Source organism: Burkholderia contaminans (assembly GCF_029633825.1).
In the GTDB taxonomy this organism is placed as follows: Bacteria; Pseudomonadota; Gammaproteobacteria; order Burkholderiales; family Burkholderiaceae; genus Burkholderia; species Burkholderia contaminans.
Genome location: NZ_CP090640.1, coordinates 1443076 through 1457083 on the forward strand (window position 1 = coordinate 1443076; position 14008 = coordinate 1457083).

The window sequence follows — 14008 nt, forward strand, 5'->3', positions numbered from 1 at the left end:
TGCTCCAACCTCCGCATCGACTCATTCATGCAGGTCACTATGATGAAAAAACTGTTCCTGATCCCCGTTTTCGCGGCGCTGTTCTCGTTCGGCAGCGCAGCCCACGCGCAAGTCGACCAGTCGAACCCGCAGGCGCTGATCAAGACGGCGACGCAGCAGGTGCTCGACGAAGTCAAGCAGCAGACGATCAAGCAGGGCGACACCAACCGCATCATCACGATCGTCAACAAGGACATCCTGCCGTACACCGATTTCCGCCGCACCACGCAGCTCGCGATGGGCCGCAACTGGCGCACCGCGACGGCCGAGCAGCAGCAGCAGGTTCAGGAGCAGTTCAAGCTGCTGCTGATCCGCACGTACTCGGGCGCGCTGGCGCAGCTGAAGCCGGACCAGCAGATCCAGTACCCGCCGTTCCGCGCCGATCCGGCCGATACCGATGTCGTGGTCAAGACCGTCGCGATGAACAACGGCCAGCCGGTCCAGATCGATTACCGCCTGTACAAGACGTCCGGCGGCTGGAAGGTGTATGACCTGAACGTGCTCGGCGCATGGCTGATCCAGACGTACCAGCAGCAGTTCAACGAGAAGATCCAGCAAAGCGGCGTGGACGGCCTGATCCAGTTCCTCACGCAGCGCAACCAGCAACTTGCCGCCGGCAAGCAAGCGTCGTGAGCGGCTTCGAAGCCGGTTCCTCGCTGACCGTCGCGAGCGCGAAGTCCGCGCTCGCGGACGGTCTCGCGCGCATCGGCGGCGGCGCGACCGCCGTCGATTGCGCGACGCTGACGCAGTTCGACTCGTCCGCGCTCGCCGTGCTGCTCGCATGGCAACGTGCCGCCAAAGCGCGCGGCGCGACCCTCGACATCCTCAATCTCCCCCCGAAGCTCGCCAGCCTCGCGCGCGCCTACGGCGTCGACACGCTCATCGAAGGCACCGGGCGACATTGACGCTGTCCGACCGGAGCCTGCCGCGCCGCCCGGCGCGCGCAAGCTTCAGGCCGCGTGCCGCCGGTACCGGCTCCCCCAGCCGGTTTGCCCTATAATCAAGCGTTTTGCGGGGCAGCCAATCGGCGTCCGGCCCCCATTTTCATTCGCAGCAAGCACAGAATAGGCGTCGCGGCCCTGGCGTCGCGCACAGTCATGTCAGCCATAGAAATCCGTCACGTCAAGAAGCGCTACAAGTCGCTTCAGGCGCTCAAGGGCGTCAGCCTGTCGGTCGAGGAAGGCGAGTTTTTCGGTCTGCTCGGCCCCAACGGCGCAGGCAAGACCACGCTCATCAGTATCCTCGCCGGGCTCGCCCGGGCCGACGAAGGCAGTATCTCGGTGCGCGGTCACGACGTCGTCAAGGACTTCCGTGGCGCGCGTCGCGCACTCGGCGTCGTGCCGCAGGAACTCGTGTTCGATCCGTTTTTCACCGTCCGCGAGACGCTGCGAATCCAGTCCGGCTATTTCGGACTGCGCCGCAACGACGACTGGATCGACGAAGTGATGGCCAATCTCGACCTCACCGAGAAAGCCGATGCGAACATGCGCGCGCTGTCGGGCGGGATGAAGCGCCGCGTGCTGGTCGCGCAGGCGCTCGTGCACCGGCCGCCCGTGATCGTGCTCGACGAACCGACCGCCGGTGTCGACGTCGAATTGCGCCAGACGTTGTGGAAATTCATCTCGCGCCTGAACCGCGAAGGCCACACGATCGTGCTGACCACCCATTACCTCGAGGAAGCCGAGTCGCTGTGCGACCGCATCGCGATGCTGCGCCGTGGCGAAGTGGTCGCGCTCGACCGCACCGACGCGCTGCTGCGCCGCTTCGCGGGGCTGCAGCTCTACCTGCGCCTCGCGACCGGCGCGCTGCCGTCCGAGCTGCGCGGGCTGGAGTCCGATCCGGCCGCCCGCGCGCCGGGCGAGCACCTGCTGCGCCTGACGAGCTATGACGATGTCGAGCGCATCCTCGCGCAATGCCGCGCGGCGGGCTGCACGTTCGACGAGATCGAGGTCCGCAAGGCCGACCTCGAAGATGTGTTCGTCCAGGTGATGAACGGGGCAGACGTCATCGAGGGATTGGCATGAGTGGTTTTCAAACGCTGTTCTACAAGGAACTGCTGCGTTTCTGGAAGGTGTCGTTCCAGACGGTGTGCGCACCGATCGTCACGGCGCTGCTGTACCTGACGATCTTCGGCCACGCGCTGTCTGGCCGTGTCGAGGTGTATCCGGGCGTCGAGTACGTGAGCTTTCTCGTACCGGGCCTCGTGATGATGAGCGTGCTGCAGAACGCGTTCGCGAACAGCTCGTCGTCGCTGATCCAGTCGAAGATCACCGGCAATCTCGTGTTCATGCTGCTGCCGCCGCTGTCGTATCGCGACATCTTCGGCGCGTACGTGCTCGCGTCCGTGGTGCGCGGGCTCGCGGTCGGCGCGGGCGTGTTCGTCGTGACGATCTGGTTTGTCCCGATGCATTTCGCGGCGCCGCTGTTCATCATTGCGTTCGCGCTGCTCGGCTCGGCGATCCTCGGCACGCTCGGCCTGATCGCCGGGATCTGGGCCGAGAAGTTCGACCAGCTCGCCGCGTTCCAGAACTTCCTGATCATGCCGCTGACGTTCCTGTCCGGCGTGTTCTATTCGACGCACTCGCTGCCGCCCGTGTGGCGCGAGATCTCGCGTCTCAATCCGTTTTTCTACATGATCGACGGCTTCCGTTTCGGGTTCTTCGGCGCGTCCGACATCAACCCGTTCGCGAGCCTCGCGATCGTCACCGGTTTCTTCGTGCTGCTCGCGCTGATCGCGATGCGGCTGCTCGCGACCGGCTACAAACTGCGTCATTGATATCGACAGGCAGCGGCCGCCATCCGGGCGGCGCGCGCCGACAGGAGCCTTACACCATGTTGCCGACTCCCGAACAGGTCAAGCAATACATCGCCGGCGGTCTCGCCTGCACGCATCTGGAAGTCGAAGGCGACGGCCAGCATTTCTTCGCGACGATCGTGTCGGCGGCCTTCGAAGGCAAGCGGCCGATCCAGCGGCACCAGCTCGTCTATGCGGCGCTCGGCGATCGCATGAAACAGGAAATCCACGCGCTCAGCATGAAGACGCTGACGCCCGCCGAATGGCAGAACGCATAACCGGAAATCACTGAGTGCAAGTCACCGTCAACGAGCGCGACGCCGTCCAGAGCGTCGCCACGGCACACCCGGCCGCCAACGGGGAAGCGCATGGCCATGGGATGGACAAGCTCGTGATCGAAGGCGGCCGCCGCCTGTCGGGCGAGATCGTCGTGTCGGGCGCGAAGAATGCCGCGCTGCCGATCCTGTGCGCGGGGCTTCTCACTGCCGATCCGGTCGATCTCGACAACGTGCCGAATCTCAAGGACGTGCGTACCACGCTGAAGGTGCTGAACCAGATGGGCGTGAAGAGCGAGACCGACGGCTGCCGCGTGCAGCTCGACGCGTCGCGCGTCGACAACCTCGTCGCGCCGTACGAGCTCGTGAAGACGATGCGCGCGTCGATCCTCGTGCTCGGGCCGCTGCTCGCGCGCTTCGGCGAGGCGAAGGTGTCGCTGCCGGGCGGCTGCGCGATCGGCGCGCGTCCGGTCGACCAGCACATCAAGGGCCTGCAGGCGATGGGCGCCGAGATCAGCATCGAGCACGGCTTCATCGAAGCCCGCGCGAAGCGCCTGAAAGGCGCGCGCATCGTGACCGACATGATCACGGTGACGGGCACGGAAAACCTGCTGATGGCCGCGACGCTCGCCGACGGCGAGACGGTGATCGAAAACGCCGCGCGCGAGCCGGAAGTGAGCGATCTCGCACACTTGCTGGTCGCGATGGGCGCGAAAATCGACGGCATCGGCACCGATCGCCTCGTGATCCAGGGTGTCGAGCGGCTGCACGGCGCGCGCCATTCGGTGATCCCCGACCGCATCGAGGCCGGCACGTTCCTGTGCGCGGTCGCGGCGGCGGGCGGCGACGTGATGCTGACGGGCGTGCGCCCGCACATCCTCGACGCGGTGATCGACAAGCTGCGCGAAGCCGGCGTGTCGATCGAGGAAGGCGACAGCTGGCTGCGCGTGAAGATGGACCGCCGGCCGTCGGCGGTGACGATCCGCACGTCGGAATACCCGGCGTTCCCGACCGACATGCAGGCGCAGTTCATGGCCCTCAATACGATCGCGACGGGCACGGCGCAAGTGGTCGAAACCATTTTCGAGAACCGTTTCATGCACGTGCAGGAGCTGAACCGGCTCGGCGCGAACATCACGATCGACGGCAACACCGCTCTCGTGACGGGGGTCGAAAAACTGTCGGGCGCGAACGTGATGGCGACCGACCTGCGCGCGTCGGCGAGCCTCGTGATCGCCGGGCTGCGCGCCGACGGCGAAACGCTGGTCGACCGCATCTATCATCTGGACCGCGGCTACGACCGCATGGAAGCCAAACTGACCGCCGTCGGCGCGAACGTGCGCCGCCTTTCCGGGAGCCAAGCATGACCGCGCCGCTGACCCTTGCCCTGTCGAAGGGCCGGATTTTCGAGGAAACCCTGCCGCTGCTGGCCGCGGCCGGCGTGCAGGTGACCGAGGATCCGGAAACGTCGCGCAAGCTGATCCTGCCGACGACGAACCCCGACCTGCGCGTGATCATCGTGCGCGCGAGCGACGTGCCGACCTATGTCGAATACGGTGCGGCCGATTTCGGCGTGGCCGGCAAGGACGTGCTGGTCGAGCACGGCGGCTCGGGCCTGTACCAGCCGATCGATCTGAACATTGCGCGCTGCCGGATGTCGGTGGCCGTGTCGGCCGGTTTCGACTATGCGAGCGCCGTGCGCCAGGGCGCGCGCCTGCGCGTCGCGACGAAGTACGTCGAAACCGCACGCGAACACTTTGCCGCGAAGGGCGTGCACGTCGACCTGATCAAGCTGTACGGCTCGATGGAGCTTGCACCGCTGGTCGGGCTGGCCGACGCGATCGTCGACCTCGTCAGCTCGGGCGGCACGCTGAAGGCGAACAATCTGGTCGAGGTCGAGGAGATCATGGCGATCTCGTCGCGCCTCGTCGTGAACCAGGCTGCGCTGAAGTTGAAGCGCACGGCGCTCAAGCCGATTCTCGACGCGTTCGAACGCGCGTCGCAGAATGGCGGTTGAGCGCATCACCGTAACGGAACTCCCATGTCCATCACCATCCGCAAGCTCGATTCGACGAGCGAAGGCTTCGGCGCCGAGCTGCGCGCGCTGCTCGCATTCGAGGCGAGCGAAGATGCGGCGATCGAGCAATCGGTCGCGCAGATCCTCGCCGACGTGAAGTCGCGCGGCGACGCCGCGGTGCTCGAGTACACGAACCGCTTCGACCGGCTGAACGCGACGAGCGTCGCCGCGCTGGAGCTGCCGCAGGACGCGCTGCAGACGGCGCTCGACGGCCTCGCGCCGAAGGCGCGCGCGGCGCTGGAAGCCGCTGCCGCGCGGGTGCGTGCGTACCACGAGAAGCAGAAAATCGAGTGCGGCACGCACAGCTGGCAGTACACGGAAAGCGACGGCACGGTGCTCGGCCAGAAGATCACGCCGCTCGACCGCGTCGGCCTGTACGTGCCGGGCGGCAAGGCCGCGTATCCGTCGTCGGTGCTGATGAACGCGATTCCCGCGCGCGTCGCGGGCGTCGGCGAGATCGTGATGGTCGTGCCGACGCCGGACGGCGTGAAGAACGACCTCGTGCTCGCCGCGGCGCTGCTCGGCGGCGTCGATCGCGTGTTCACGATCGGCGGTGCGCAGGCGGTCGGCGCGCTCGCGTACGGCACGGCGACGGTGCCGGCCGTCGACAAGATCTGCGGCCCCGGCAACGCGTACGTCGCGTCGGCGAAGCGCCGCGTGTTCGGCACGGTCGGCATCGACATGATCGCCGGGCCGTCGGAAATTCTCGTGCTGTGCGACGGCACGACCGATCCGAACTGGGTCGCGATGGACCTGTTCTCGCAGGCCGAGCACGATGAACTCGCGCAATCGATCCTGCTGTGCCCGGACGGTGCGTTCCTCGAGCGCGTCGAAAAGGCGATCGACGAGCTGCTGCCGTCGATGCCGCGCCGGGACGTGATTCGCGCGTCGCTCGAAGGCCGTGGCGCGCTGATCAAGGTGCGCGACATGGCCGAAGCGTGCCGGATCGCGAACGACATCGCGCCCGAGCACCTGGAAATTTCCGCGCTTGAGCCGCAGCAATGGGGCCAGCAGATCCGCCATGCGGGCGCGATCTTCCTTGGCCGCTACACGAGCGAAAGCCTCGGCGACTACTGCGCGGGCCCGAACCACGTGCTGCCGACGTCGCGCACCGCGCGCTTCTCGTCGCCGCTCGGCGTGTACGACTTCATCAAGCGCTCGAGCGTGATCGAGGTCAGCGCGGAAGGCGCGCAGACGCTCGGCGAGATCGCGTCCGAGCTCGCGTACGGCGAAGGGCTGCAGGCGCACGCGAAGAGCGCCGAGTTCCGGATGAAGAACTGACCGCACGCTGCGCGGGGCCGCAGCCGGCGCTGATGTGCCGCCCGGCCGGCCCCCGAAGGCCGGGGCGGGAGACTCCTGTGCAGGGCGGCAGCCGCCGCCCTGCCGACCCATTGACGCCGGCGCGACGTACGCCGGCTTGAGACCATGACGACGCCACAAGACATCATCCGCCGCGACGTGCTCGCGATGACGAGCTACCCGGTGCCGGACGCGAGCGGGTTCGTGAAACTCGACGCGATGGAGAACCCGTACCCGCTGCCCGAACCGCTCGCCGCGGCGCTCGGCGAGCGTCTCGCGCAGGTCGCGCTGAACCGCTACCCGGCGCCGCGCCCGACCGCGCTGCTCGACAAGCTGCGCCATGCGATGGGCGTGCCGCCCGGCTGCGACGTGCTGCTCGGCAACGGTTCGGACGAAATCATCAGCATGATGTCGATGGCCTGTGCGAAGCCGGGCGCGAAGGTGCTCGCGCCGGTGCCGGGCTTCGTGATGTACGAACTGTCCGCGAAGCTCGCGCAGCTCGAATTCGTCGGCGTGCCGCTGAAGGCCGACCTGACGCTCGACGTCGACGCGATGCTCGCGGCTGTCGCCGAGCATCGTCCGGCGCTCGTCTATCTCGCGTACCCGAACAACCCGACCGGCACGCTGTACGACGATGGCGACATCGAACGGATCGTCGCGGCCGCGCGGCACAGCCTGGTCGTGATCGACGAGGCGTACCAGCCGTTCGCCGTTCGCTCGTGGCTGCCGCGCGCCGCCGAGTTCGACAACGTCGTCGTGATGCGCACGGTGTCGAAGCTCGGCCTCGCGGGCATCCGCCTCGGCTATCTGGTCGGTTCGCCCGCGTGGCTGACCGAATTCGACAAGGTGCGCCCGCCGTACAACATCAACGTGCTGACCCAGGCGACCGCCGACTTCCTGCTCGACCACCTCGACGTGCTCGACGCGCAGGCGGCCGACCTGCGGGCGGAACGCACGCGTCTCGCACAGGAAGTGGCCGCGCTGCCGGGCACGACGGTGTTCCCGAGCGCCGGCAATTTCCTGCTGGTGCGCGTGCCGGACGCGGCCGCCGTGTTCGACGCGCTGCTCACCGAGCGGGTTTTGGTCAAAAACGTGAGTAAAATGCATCCGTTGCTGGCTGAATGCGTGCGGCTGACCGTCGGTTCTCCCGACGAAAACGCGCGCCTGCTGGCCGCTTTGAAACTCGCGCTGCCCGGTTGAGCCTCTGGTCGCCGCTGCGCGAAACGATCAATCCCCATTTACATCGACTCAGTCAAGGAATTGCCATGCGTGTGGCGGAAGTCGTTCGCAATACCAGCGAAACGCAGATCCGTGTGAAGCTCAATCTCGACGGCACGGGCCAGCAGAAGCTGGCCACCGGCGTGTCGTTCCTCGACCATATGCTCGACCAGATCGCGCGACACGGTCTGGTCGATCTCGAGGTTGAAGCGCATGGCGATACGCATATCGACGACCACCACACGGTCGAAGATGTCGGCATCACGCTCGGGCAGGCCGTCGCGAAGGCGATCGGTGACCGCAAGGGCATCCGCCGCTACGGCCATTCGTACGTGCCGCTCGACGAGGCGCTGTCGCGCGTCGTGATCGACTTCTCCGGCCGGCCGGGCCTCGAATTCCACGTGCCGTTCACGCGGGCGCGGATCGGCACGTTCGACGTCGACCTGTCGATCGAATTCTTCCGCGGTTTCGTGAACCACGCGGGCGTCACGCTGCACATCGACAACCTGCGCGGGATCAACGCGCACCATCAGCTCGAGACGGTGTTCAAGGCCTTCGGCCGTGCGCTGCGCGCAGCGGTGGAGCTGGACGAGCGTGCGGCGGGGCAGATCCCGTCGACGAAGGGCAGTCTCTGAACCTGAACTGACCGGACGGAGCGTCAAGGACAACCTCACGGCTTCGGCGCGCGGCGCCGGCTTGCGATGGATCTGCTCAAATCGTTCATTTCGCTGCTGGCGCTGATCAACCCGGTCGGCGCGGTGCCGTTCTTCCTGAGCCTGACGGCGCAGCAGACGGATGCCGAGCGGCGGCGCACGATCCGGATCGCGTCGGTATCGGTGTTCTGCGTGATCACGGTGACGACGCTGCTCGGGCAGCAGATCATCGACTTCTTCGGCATTTCGGTCGGCTCGCTCGAAGTGGGCGGCGGGATCATCATGCTGCTGATGGCGATCAACATGCTGAACGCGCAGATCGGCAACACGCGATCGACGCCGGAGGAGCGCCACGAGGCCGAGCTGAAGGACAACATCGCGGTCGTGCCGCTGGCGATTCCGCTGCTCACGGGCCCCGGCTCGATCAGCACGGTGATCATCTATGCGGCGAACTCGCATCACTGGTATGAGCGGGCCGGGCTGGTCGCGATCGGCGCGGTCCTGGCTTTTCTGTGTTTCGTCGCGATGCGGCTCGCCGAGCCGATCGCGAACTGGATCGGCCGCACGGGCATCAACATCGCCACGCGGCTGATGGGTCTGATGCTGTCGGCGCTGGCGGTGGAATTCATCGTCAACGGACTGAGGGCGCTACTGCCTGCACTGAGATGAAAACTTCGATTGCGATTGTGGATTATGGGATGGGCAACCTGCGCTCGGTCGCGCAGGCGCTCAAGAAGGCCGAACCGGCCGCCGACGTGGCGATCGTCGACACGCCGGCCGCGATCCGCGCGGCCGACCGTGTCGTGCTGCCCGGCCAGGGCGCGATGCCCGACTGCATGCGCAGCCTCGGCGAATCGGGCCTGCAGGAGGCCGTGATCGAGGCCTCGCGCACGAAGCCGCTACTCGGCGTGTGCGTCGGCGAGCAGATGCTGTTCGACTGGAGTGCGGAAGGCGACACGAAGGGCCTCGGCCTGTTGCCCGGCAAGGTCGTGCGTTTCGAGCTCGACGGCCGCCTGCAGGACGACGGCTCGCGCTTCAAGGTGCCGCAGATGGGCTGGAACCGCGTGCGCCAGTCGCAGCCGCACCCGCTGTGGGACGGCGTGCCCGACGACGCGTATTTCTACTTCGTGCACAGCTATTACGTGACGCCGGACAACCCGGCGCATACGGTTGGCGAAACGGCCTACGGCGCGCCGTTTACGTCCGCGGTCGCGCGGGACAATCTCTTCGCGACCCAATTCCACCCCGAGAAAAGCGCGGAGGTCGGGTTGCGTCTGTATCGCAACTTCGTACACTGGAAACCGTAAACGTGGTGCGCGAACCACAGTCGGCAGGCCGGAAAGGCCCGTCGCGCGGGGCTTGCGCGCTTATGTGCCGAAAGAGTTGTACTAAACTAGCGAGACGGCGCGGTACCGGATTGGCCGGTACGCGCCGGATTCTTTTCTTTTTCCACGACGACACCCGATTGCTATGTTGCTGATTCCGGCCATCGACCTCAAAGACGGTCAGTGTGTGCGCCTCAAACAGGGCGATATGGACCAGGCCACGATTTTCTCCGAGGACCCGGCGGCGATGGCCCGCAAGTGGGTCGATCTCGGCGCCCGGCGGCTCCATCTCGTCGACCTGAACGGCGCATTCGCCGGCAAGCCGAAGAACCTCGAGGCGATCGAAGCGATCCTCGACGAAGTCGGCGATGAAATCCCCGTACAGCTCGGCGGCGGCATCCGCAGCCTCGAGACGATCGAGAAGTATCTCGACGCCGGCCTGTCCTACGTGATCATCGGTACGGCCGCCGTGAAGAACCCCGGCTTCCTGCAGGACGCGTGCACCGCGTTCTCCGGCAACATCATCGTCGGCCTGGACGCGAAGGACGGCAAGGTCGCGACCGACGGCTGGAGCAAGCTGACCGGCCACGAAGTGATCGATCTCGCGCGCAAGTTCGAGGACTACGGCGTCGAATCGATCGTCTACACGGACATCGGCCGCGACGGGATGCTGCAGGGCATCAACATCGAGGCGACCGTGAAGCTCGCGCAGGCGGTCGGCATCCCGGTGATCGCCAGCGGCGGCCTGTCGAACCTCACGGACATCGAGAACCTGTGCGAAGTCGAAGAGCACGGCGTCGAAGGCGTGATCTGCGGCCGTGCGATCTACTCCGGCGATCTCGATTTCGCGGCCGCGCAAAAGCGCGCGGACGAACTGAACGGCGAACTCGACAACGCGTAAGCGCGGTTGTCCCGCTCGCCGGGGCTGCCTGCAGGCGGCTCCACCGGAAGCCTCGCGCGAGGCTTCCGTAACCGGCCGTCCCAGCGCGGCATTTGGCGCAACATCATGGCTCTAGCTAAACGCATCATCCCCTGCCTGGACGTGACTGCCGGGCGTGTCGTCAAGGGCGTCAATTTCGTCGAGCTGCGCGATGCCGGCGATCCCGTCGAAATCGCGCGCCGCTACGACGACCAGGGCGCCGACGAACTGACCTTCCTCGACATCACCGCGACGTCCGACCAGCGCGACCTGATCCTGCCGATCATCGAGGCCGTCGCGTCGCAGGTCTTCATTCCGCTGACCGTCGGCGGCGGCGTGCGCGCCGTCGAGGACGTGCGGCGCCTGCTGAACGCGGGCGCGGACAAGGTCAGCATGAATTCGTCTGCAGTCGCGAACCCGCAGCTCGTGCGCGACGCGGCCGACAAGTACGGCTCGCAGTGCATCGTCGTCGCGATCGACGCGAAGCGCGTGTCGGCCGATGGCGAGACGCCGCGCTGGGAAGTCTTCACGCACGGCGGCCGCAAGAACACGGGCCTCGACGCGATCGAATGGGCGCGCAAGATGGCCGAGCTCGGCGCGGGCGAGATCCTGCTCACGAGCATGGACCGCGACGGCACCAAGTCCGGCTTCGACCTCGCGCTCACGCGCGGCGTGTCGGATGCAGTGCCGGTGCCGGTGATCGCGTCGGGCGGCGTCGGTTGCCTGCAGGATCTCGCGGACGGCATCAAGGACGGCCGCGCCGATGCGGTGCTGGCCGCGAGCATCTTCCACTACGGCGAGCACACGGTCGGCGAGGCGAAGCGCTTCATGGCCGACCAGGGCATCCCGGTGAGGCTGTGATGAATACGGAAACGAATGCATTGCCCGCGTGGCTCGACAAGGTCCGCTGGGACGACAACGGCCTCGTGCCGGTGATCGCGCAGGAGGCGTCGACGAACGACGTGCTGATGTTCGCGTGGATGAACCGCGAGGCACTGGCGAAGACGATCGAGACGCAGCGCGCGGTCTACTATTCGCGCTCGCGCAAGCGCCTGTGGTTCAAGGGCGAGGAGTCGGGCCACGTGCAGCACGTGCACGAGGTGCGGCTCGACTGCGACGAGGACGTCGTGCTGCTGAAGGTCGAGCAGGTGTCGGGCATCGCGTGCCACACCGGCCGGCATTCGTGCTTCTTCCAGAAATTCGAAGGCACCGTCGACAGCGGCGACTGGGTCGCGGTCGAACCGGTGCTGAAAGATCCCGAACACATCTACAAATGACGCAATCGACCGAAGACACGCTGCTGCGCCTCGCGGCCGTGATCGATAGCCGCAAGGGCGGCGATCCCGATCAATCGTACGTATCGCGCCTGTTCCACAAGGGCGACGACGCGGTGCTGAAGAAGATCGGCGAAGAGGCGACGGAAGTCGTGCTGGCTGCGAAGGACGTGCGCCAGGGCGGCGCGCCGACCGCACTCGTCGGCGAGGTGGCCGACCTGTGGTTCCACTGCCTCGTGATGCTGTCGCATTTCGACTTGAGCCCGGCCGACGTGATCGCGGAGCTCGAGCGCCGCGAAGGGCTGTCGGGTATCGAGGAGAAGGCCCTGCGCAAGCGTCGCGAGCGCGAGGAAAACGGCGGGTGACAGCCCCTTGTCGCGGGATGGCCACAGTGCGGTAAGCTGTAAGAATTGTCATCTAACGGGGGTAGCATCATGACCGATACGCCAAGCCAGTTTCCGCCGCCGTCGGTGCCGGGGGCCGCGGACGCCGAGCGCCTGAACGGGCTGCGCACGCTGACTCACGTGCTCTACGGCCTCTATGCGTTTCATTGGCTGACGGGCGGCGTCACGGGCATCATCGCGATCATCATCAACTACGTGAAGCGCGACGATGTGGCCGGTACGCCGTATGCGGCTCACTTCGAGTGGCAGATCCGCACGTTCTGGCGTGCGCTGATTGCGTACGTGATCGGGTTCGCGCTGATGTTCGTGGTGATCGGATTCGCGGTGATGTTTGTCACATGGATTTGGACGCTGTACCGTATCATCAAGGGTTGGCTGTACCTGAACGACAACAAGCCGCTCGATCCGCAGGCCTGGTTCTGACCGGCCGCGGGCGGGCGTCTGCAGGAGCAACATGAGTCACGATCCGAATTGCCTGTTCTGCAAGATCGCGGCAGGCGAGATCCCGAGCACGAAGGTGCACGAGGATGACGAATTCGTCGCGTTCCGCGACATCCGCCCGGCGGCCGAGACACACGTGCTCGTGATTCCGCGCCAGCATCTGCCGACGCTGTCGGCGGCGAACGACGCCGATGCGCCGATGCTCGGCCGGCTGATGCTGCTCGTCTCGCGTCTCGCCAGCCAGCTCGGCGTCGCGTATACGGGAGGCGAAACCGGTTTCCGTACGGTGATCAACACGGGCCCGGGCGGCGGGCAGGAGGTCTACCACCTGCACGCGCATATCCTGGCCGGCCCGCGCCCCTGGCAGCGGATGGGTTGACGGCGCGGGGCGTTTCCCCGCATCGATGGTCGAAGCCGGCGCGTTGCCGGCGATTTACGCCGCCTGGCGGCGTGGTTGAGGAGAGGTTTCATCATGGGTGGATTGAGCATTTGGCACTGGCTGATCGTGCTGCTGATCGTCGCGCTGGTTTTCGGTACCAAGAAGCTGCGCAACATCGGCAACGATCTCGGCAGCGCCGTGAAGGGTTTCAAGGACGGCATGAAGGACGGTGAAGCACCGGCGGACGCGCAGCAACTGCCGCGTTCGGGCTCGGTCGACGTCAACGCGAAGGAAACGACGCGTTCCGACTCGAACAAGGCGTAACGCCGTTACGCTGACAGGCATTCGCGATGCTGGATCTCGGTCTTTCGAAGATGGCGCTGATCGGCGTCGTCGCGCTCGTGGTGCTCGGCCCCGAGCGCCTGCCGCGCGTTGCGCGTACGGCAGGCGCGCTGTTCGGCCGTGCGCAGCGGTACATCAACGACGTGAAGGCCGAGGTCTCGCGCGAAATCGAACTCGACGCGCTGCGGACGATGAAGACCGATTTCGAGACGGCCGCGCGCAATGTCGAGACGACGATTCACGACAACCTGCGTGAGCACGAGAAGGACCTGAACGACACGTGGCATTCCGCGGTCGGCAGTCTCAACGAAGCGGCGGGCGACGCCGGTTCGACGGGTTCCGACATGCCGTCGTGGCGCGGCAGTACGGCCGCGCTCGCGCCGAAGCGCCGCAACTGGCGCGTCAAGCAGGCGGCTGCGCCTGCCTGGTACAAGCGCGCGACCACCCGCCGTACGCACGTGCAGTCGGGCGCCGCGCGTGTCGCGCGCCACCAGCCGGCCAGCCTGCGCCGGCCGACGCGCTTCTTCTGAGTCGAGCGCATGCTCGCTCGTCAATCCTACCGAGGGCCG

20 protein-coding genes are annotated in these 14008 nt (G+C 66.3%); all 20 read left to right on the top strand.

The window, feature by feature from the left end; translation table 11 throughout:
• The first annotated feature begins 42 nt into the window (after positions 1-42).
• The 20 genes from LXE91_RS06750 (at position 43) to tatB (ending at position 13969) form a co-directional block, all read left to right on the top strand.
• Entirely contained in the window at positions 43-672 is a 630-nt protein-coding gene (locus LXE91_RS06750; protein WP_039366807.1) for an MlaC/ttg2D family ABC transporter substrate-binding protein, read from the top strand.
• Positions 669-944, top strand: coding sequence for an STAS domain-containing protein (locus LXE91_RS06755; RefSeq protein ID WP_039366665.1), 276 nt, complete (start codon positions 669-671; stop codon positions 942-944). Before LXE91_RS06750 ends, LXE91_RS06755 begins: the two co-directional genes overlap by 4 nt.
• A 192-nt stretch (positions 945-1136) precedes the next feature.
• Positions 1137-2063 carry an ABC transporter ATP-binding protein gene (locus LXE91_RS06760; RefSeq protein ID WP_011350722.1) on the top strand — a complete coding sequence of 309 codons (927 nt, stop codon included), beginning with the start codon at positions 1137-1139 and terminating at the stop codon, positions 2061-2063.
• Complete coding sequence (locus LXE91_RS06765) at positions 2060-2815, top strand: ABC transporter permease (RefSeq protein WP_039366662.1); 756 nt, start codon at positions 2060-2062, stop codon at positions 2813-2815. Before LXE91_RS06760 ends, LXE91_RS06765 begins: the two co-directional genes overlap by 4 nt.
• A gap of 56 nt (positions 2816-2871) precedes the next feature.
• Entirely contained in the window at positions 2872-3111 is a 240-nt protein-coding gene (locus LXE91_RS06770; RefSeq protein ID WP_006477131.1) for a BolA family protein, read from the top strand.
• A 14-nt stretch (positions 3112-3125) separates the two neighbouring features.
• Positions 3126-4475, top strand: a complete 1350-nt coding sequence (gene murA, locus LXE91_RS06775; RefSeq protein WP_039366660.1) for a UDP-N-acetylglucosamine 1-carboxyvinyltransferase — start codon at positions 3126-3128, stop codon at positions 4473-4475.
• Complete coding sequence (gene hisG / locus LXE91_RS06780) at positions 4472-5125, top strand: ATP phosphoribosyltransferase (RefSeq protein ID WP_011350725.1); 654 nt, start codon at positions 4472-4474, stop codon at positions 5123-5125. The genes murA and hisG overlap by 4 nt, the downstream gene beginning before the upstream one ends.
• A gap of 24 nt (positions 5126-5149) precedes the next feature.
• On the top strand, positions 5150-6466 hold the full coding sequence (gene hisD / locus LXE91_RS06785; RefSeq protein WP_039366659.1) for a histidinol dehydrogenase: 1317 nt from the start codon (positions 5150-5152) through the stop codon (positions 6464-6466).
• A gap of 144 nt (positions 6467-6610) precedes the next feature.
• Positions 6611-7684: a histidinol-phosphate transaminase gene (gene hisC, locus LXE91_RS06790; RefSeq protein ID WP_039366656.1), complete on the top strand. Its 1074-nt coding sequence runs from the start codon at positions 6611-6613 to the stop codon at positions 7682-7684.
• 65 nt (positions 7685-7749) lie between these two features.
• Complete coding sequence (hisB, locus tag LXE91_RS06795) at positions 7750-8337, top strand: imidazoleglycerol-phosphate dehydratase HisB (protein WP_039366652.1); 588 nt, start codon at positions 7750-7752, stop codon at positions 8335-8337.
• A 66-nt stretch (positions 8338-8403) separates the two neighbouring features.
• Positions 8404-9024, top strand: coding sequence for a YchE family NAAT transporter (locus tag LXE91_RS06800; protein ID WP_039366649.1), 621 nt, complete (start codon positions 8404-8406; stop codon positions 9022-9024).
• Entirely contained in the window at positions 9021-9662 is a 642-nt protein-coding gene (gene hisH, locus LXE91_RS06805) for an imidazole glycerol phosphate synthase subunit HisH (protein ID WP_011350730.1), read from the top strand. Before LXE91_RS06800 ends, hisH begins: the two co-directional genes overlap by 4 nt.
• A 163-nt stretch (positions 9663-9825) precedes the next feature.
• Entirely contained in the window at positions 9826-10581 is a 756-nt protein-coding gene (hisA, locus tag LXE91_RS06810; protein WP_039366646.1) for a 1-(5-phosphoribosyl)-5-[(5-phosphoribosylamino)methylideneamino]imidazole-4-carboxamide isomerase, read from the top strand.
• A gap of 105 nt (positions 10582-10686) precedes the next feature.
• Positions 10687-11460, top strand: a complete 774-nt coding sequence (gene hisF, locus LXE91_RS06815; protein ID WP_039366643.1) for an imidazole glycerol phosphate synthase subunit HisF — start codon at positions 10687-10689, stop codon at positions 11458-11460.
• Entirely contained in the window at positions 11460-11876 is a 417-nt protein-coding gene (gene hisI / locus LXE91_RS06820; protein WP_039366640.1) for a phosphoribosyl-AMP cyclohydrolase, read from the top strand. Before hisF ends, hisI begins: the two co-directional genes overlap by 1 nt.
• Positions 11873-12238 carry a phosphoribosyl-ATP diphosphatase gene (locus LXE91_RS06825; protein ID WP_006485344.1) on the top strand — a complete coding sequence of 122 codons (366 nt, stop codon included), beginning with the start codon at positions 11873-11875 and terminating at the stop codon, positions 12236-12238. The genes hisI and LXE91_RS06825 overlap by 4 nt, the downstream gene beginning before the upstream one ends.
• Before the next feature lie 69 nt (positions 12239-12307).
• On the top strand, positions 12308-12700 hold the full coding sequence (locus LXE91_RS06830; protein ID WP_011350734.1) for a DUF4870 family protein: 393 nt from the start codon (positions 12308-12310) through the stop codon (positions 12698-12700).
• 31 nt (positions 12701-12731) lie between these two features.
• The gene (locus LXE91_RS06835; RefSeq protein WP_039366637.1) at positions 12732-13097 is read left to right on the top strand and encodes a histidine triad nucleotide-binding protein; all 366 of its coding nucleotides are present in this window, start codon (positions 12732-12734) and stop codon (positions 13095-13097) included.
• A 93-nt stretch (positions 13098-13190) separates the two neighbouring features.
• Positions 13191-13421, top strand: a complete 231-nt coding sequence (gene tatA, locus LXE91_RS06840; RefSeq protein WP_021161850.1) for a Sec-independent protein translocase subunit TatA — start codon at positions 13191-13193, stop codon at positions 13419-13421.
• Positions 13422-13447: 26 nt separating this feature from the next.
• The gene (gene tatB / locus LXE91_RS06845; RefSeq protein ID WP_039366632.1) at positions 13448-13969 is read left to right on the top strand and encodes a Sec-independent protein translocase protein TatB; all 522 of its coding nucleotides are present in this window, start codon (positions 13448-13450) and stop codon (positions 13967-13969) included.
• Positions 13970-14008 lie beyond the last annotated feature (39 nt).

Coding starts and splice junctions, on each gene's coding strand:
- LXE91_RS06750 (WP_039366807.1), top strand. CDS start 43: ATGAAAAAACTGTTCCTGATCCCCGTTTTCGCGGCGCTGTTCTCGTTC.
- LXE91_RS06760 (WP_011350722.1), top strand. CDS start 1,137: ATGTCAGCCATAGAAATCCGTCACGTCAAGAAGCGCTACAAGTCGCTT.
- LXE91_RS06765 (WP_039366662.1), top strand. CDS start 2,060: ATGAGTGGTTTTCAAACGCTGTTCTACAAGGAACTGCTGCGTTTCTGG.
- LXE91_RS06770 (WP_006477131.1), top strand. CDS start 2,872: ATGTTGCCGACTCCCGAACAGGTCAAGCAATACATCGCCGGCGGTCTC.
- hisG (WP_011350725.1), top strand. CDS start 4,472: ATGACCGCGCCGCTGACCCTTGCCCTGTCGAAGGGCCGGATTTTCGAG.
- hisD (WP_039366659.1), top strand. CDS start 5,150: ATGTCCATCACCATCCGCAAGCTCGATTCGACGAGCGAAGGCTTCGGC.
- hisC (WP_039366656.1), top strand. CDS start 6,611: ATGACGACGCCACAAGACATCATCCGCCGCGACGTGCTCGCGATGACG.
- hisB (WP_039366652.1), top strand. CDS start 7,750: ATGCGTGTGGCGGAAGTCGTTCGCAATACCAGCGAAACGCAGATCCGT.
- LXE91_RS06800 (WP_039366649.1), top strand. CDS start 8,404: ATGGATCTGCTCAAATCGTTCATTTCGCTGCTGGCGCTGATCAACCCG.
- hisH (WP_011350730.1), top strand. CDS start 9,021: ATGAAAACTTCGATTGCGATTGTGGATTATGGGATGGGCAACCTGCGC.
- hisA (WP_039366646.1), top strand. CDS start 9,826: ATGTTGCTGATTCCGGCCATCGACCTCAAAGACGGTCAGTGTGTGCGC.
- hisF (WP_039366643.1), top strand. CDS start 10,687: ATGGCTCTAGCTAAACGCATCATCCCCTGCCTGGACGTGACTGCCGGG.
- hisI (WP_039366640.1), top strand. CDS start 11,460: ATGAATACGGAAACGAATGCATTGCCCGCGTGGCTCGACAAGGTCCGC.
- LXE91_RS06825 (WP_006485344.1), top strand. CDS start 11,873: ATGACGCAATCGACCGAAGACACGCTGCTGCGCCTCGCGGCCGTGATC.
- LXE91_RS06830 (WP_011350734.1), top strand. CDS start 12,308: ATGACCGATACGCCAAGCCAGTTTCCGCCGCCGTCGGTGCCGGGGGCC.
- LXE91_RS06835 (WP_039366637.1), top strand. CDS start 12,732: ATGAGTCACGATCCGAATTGCCTGTTCTGCAAGATCGCGGCAGGCGAG.
- tatA (WP_021161850.1), top strand. CDS start 13,191: ATGGGTGGATTGAGCATTTGGCACTGGCTGATCGTGCTGCTGATCGTC.
- tatB (WP_039366632.1), top strand. CDS start 13,448: ATGCTGGATCTCGGTCTTTCGAAGATGGCGCTGATCGGCGTCGTCGCG.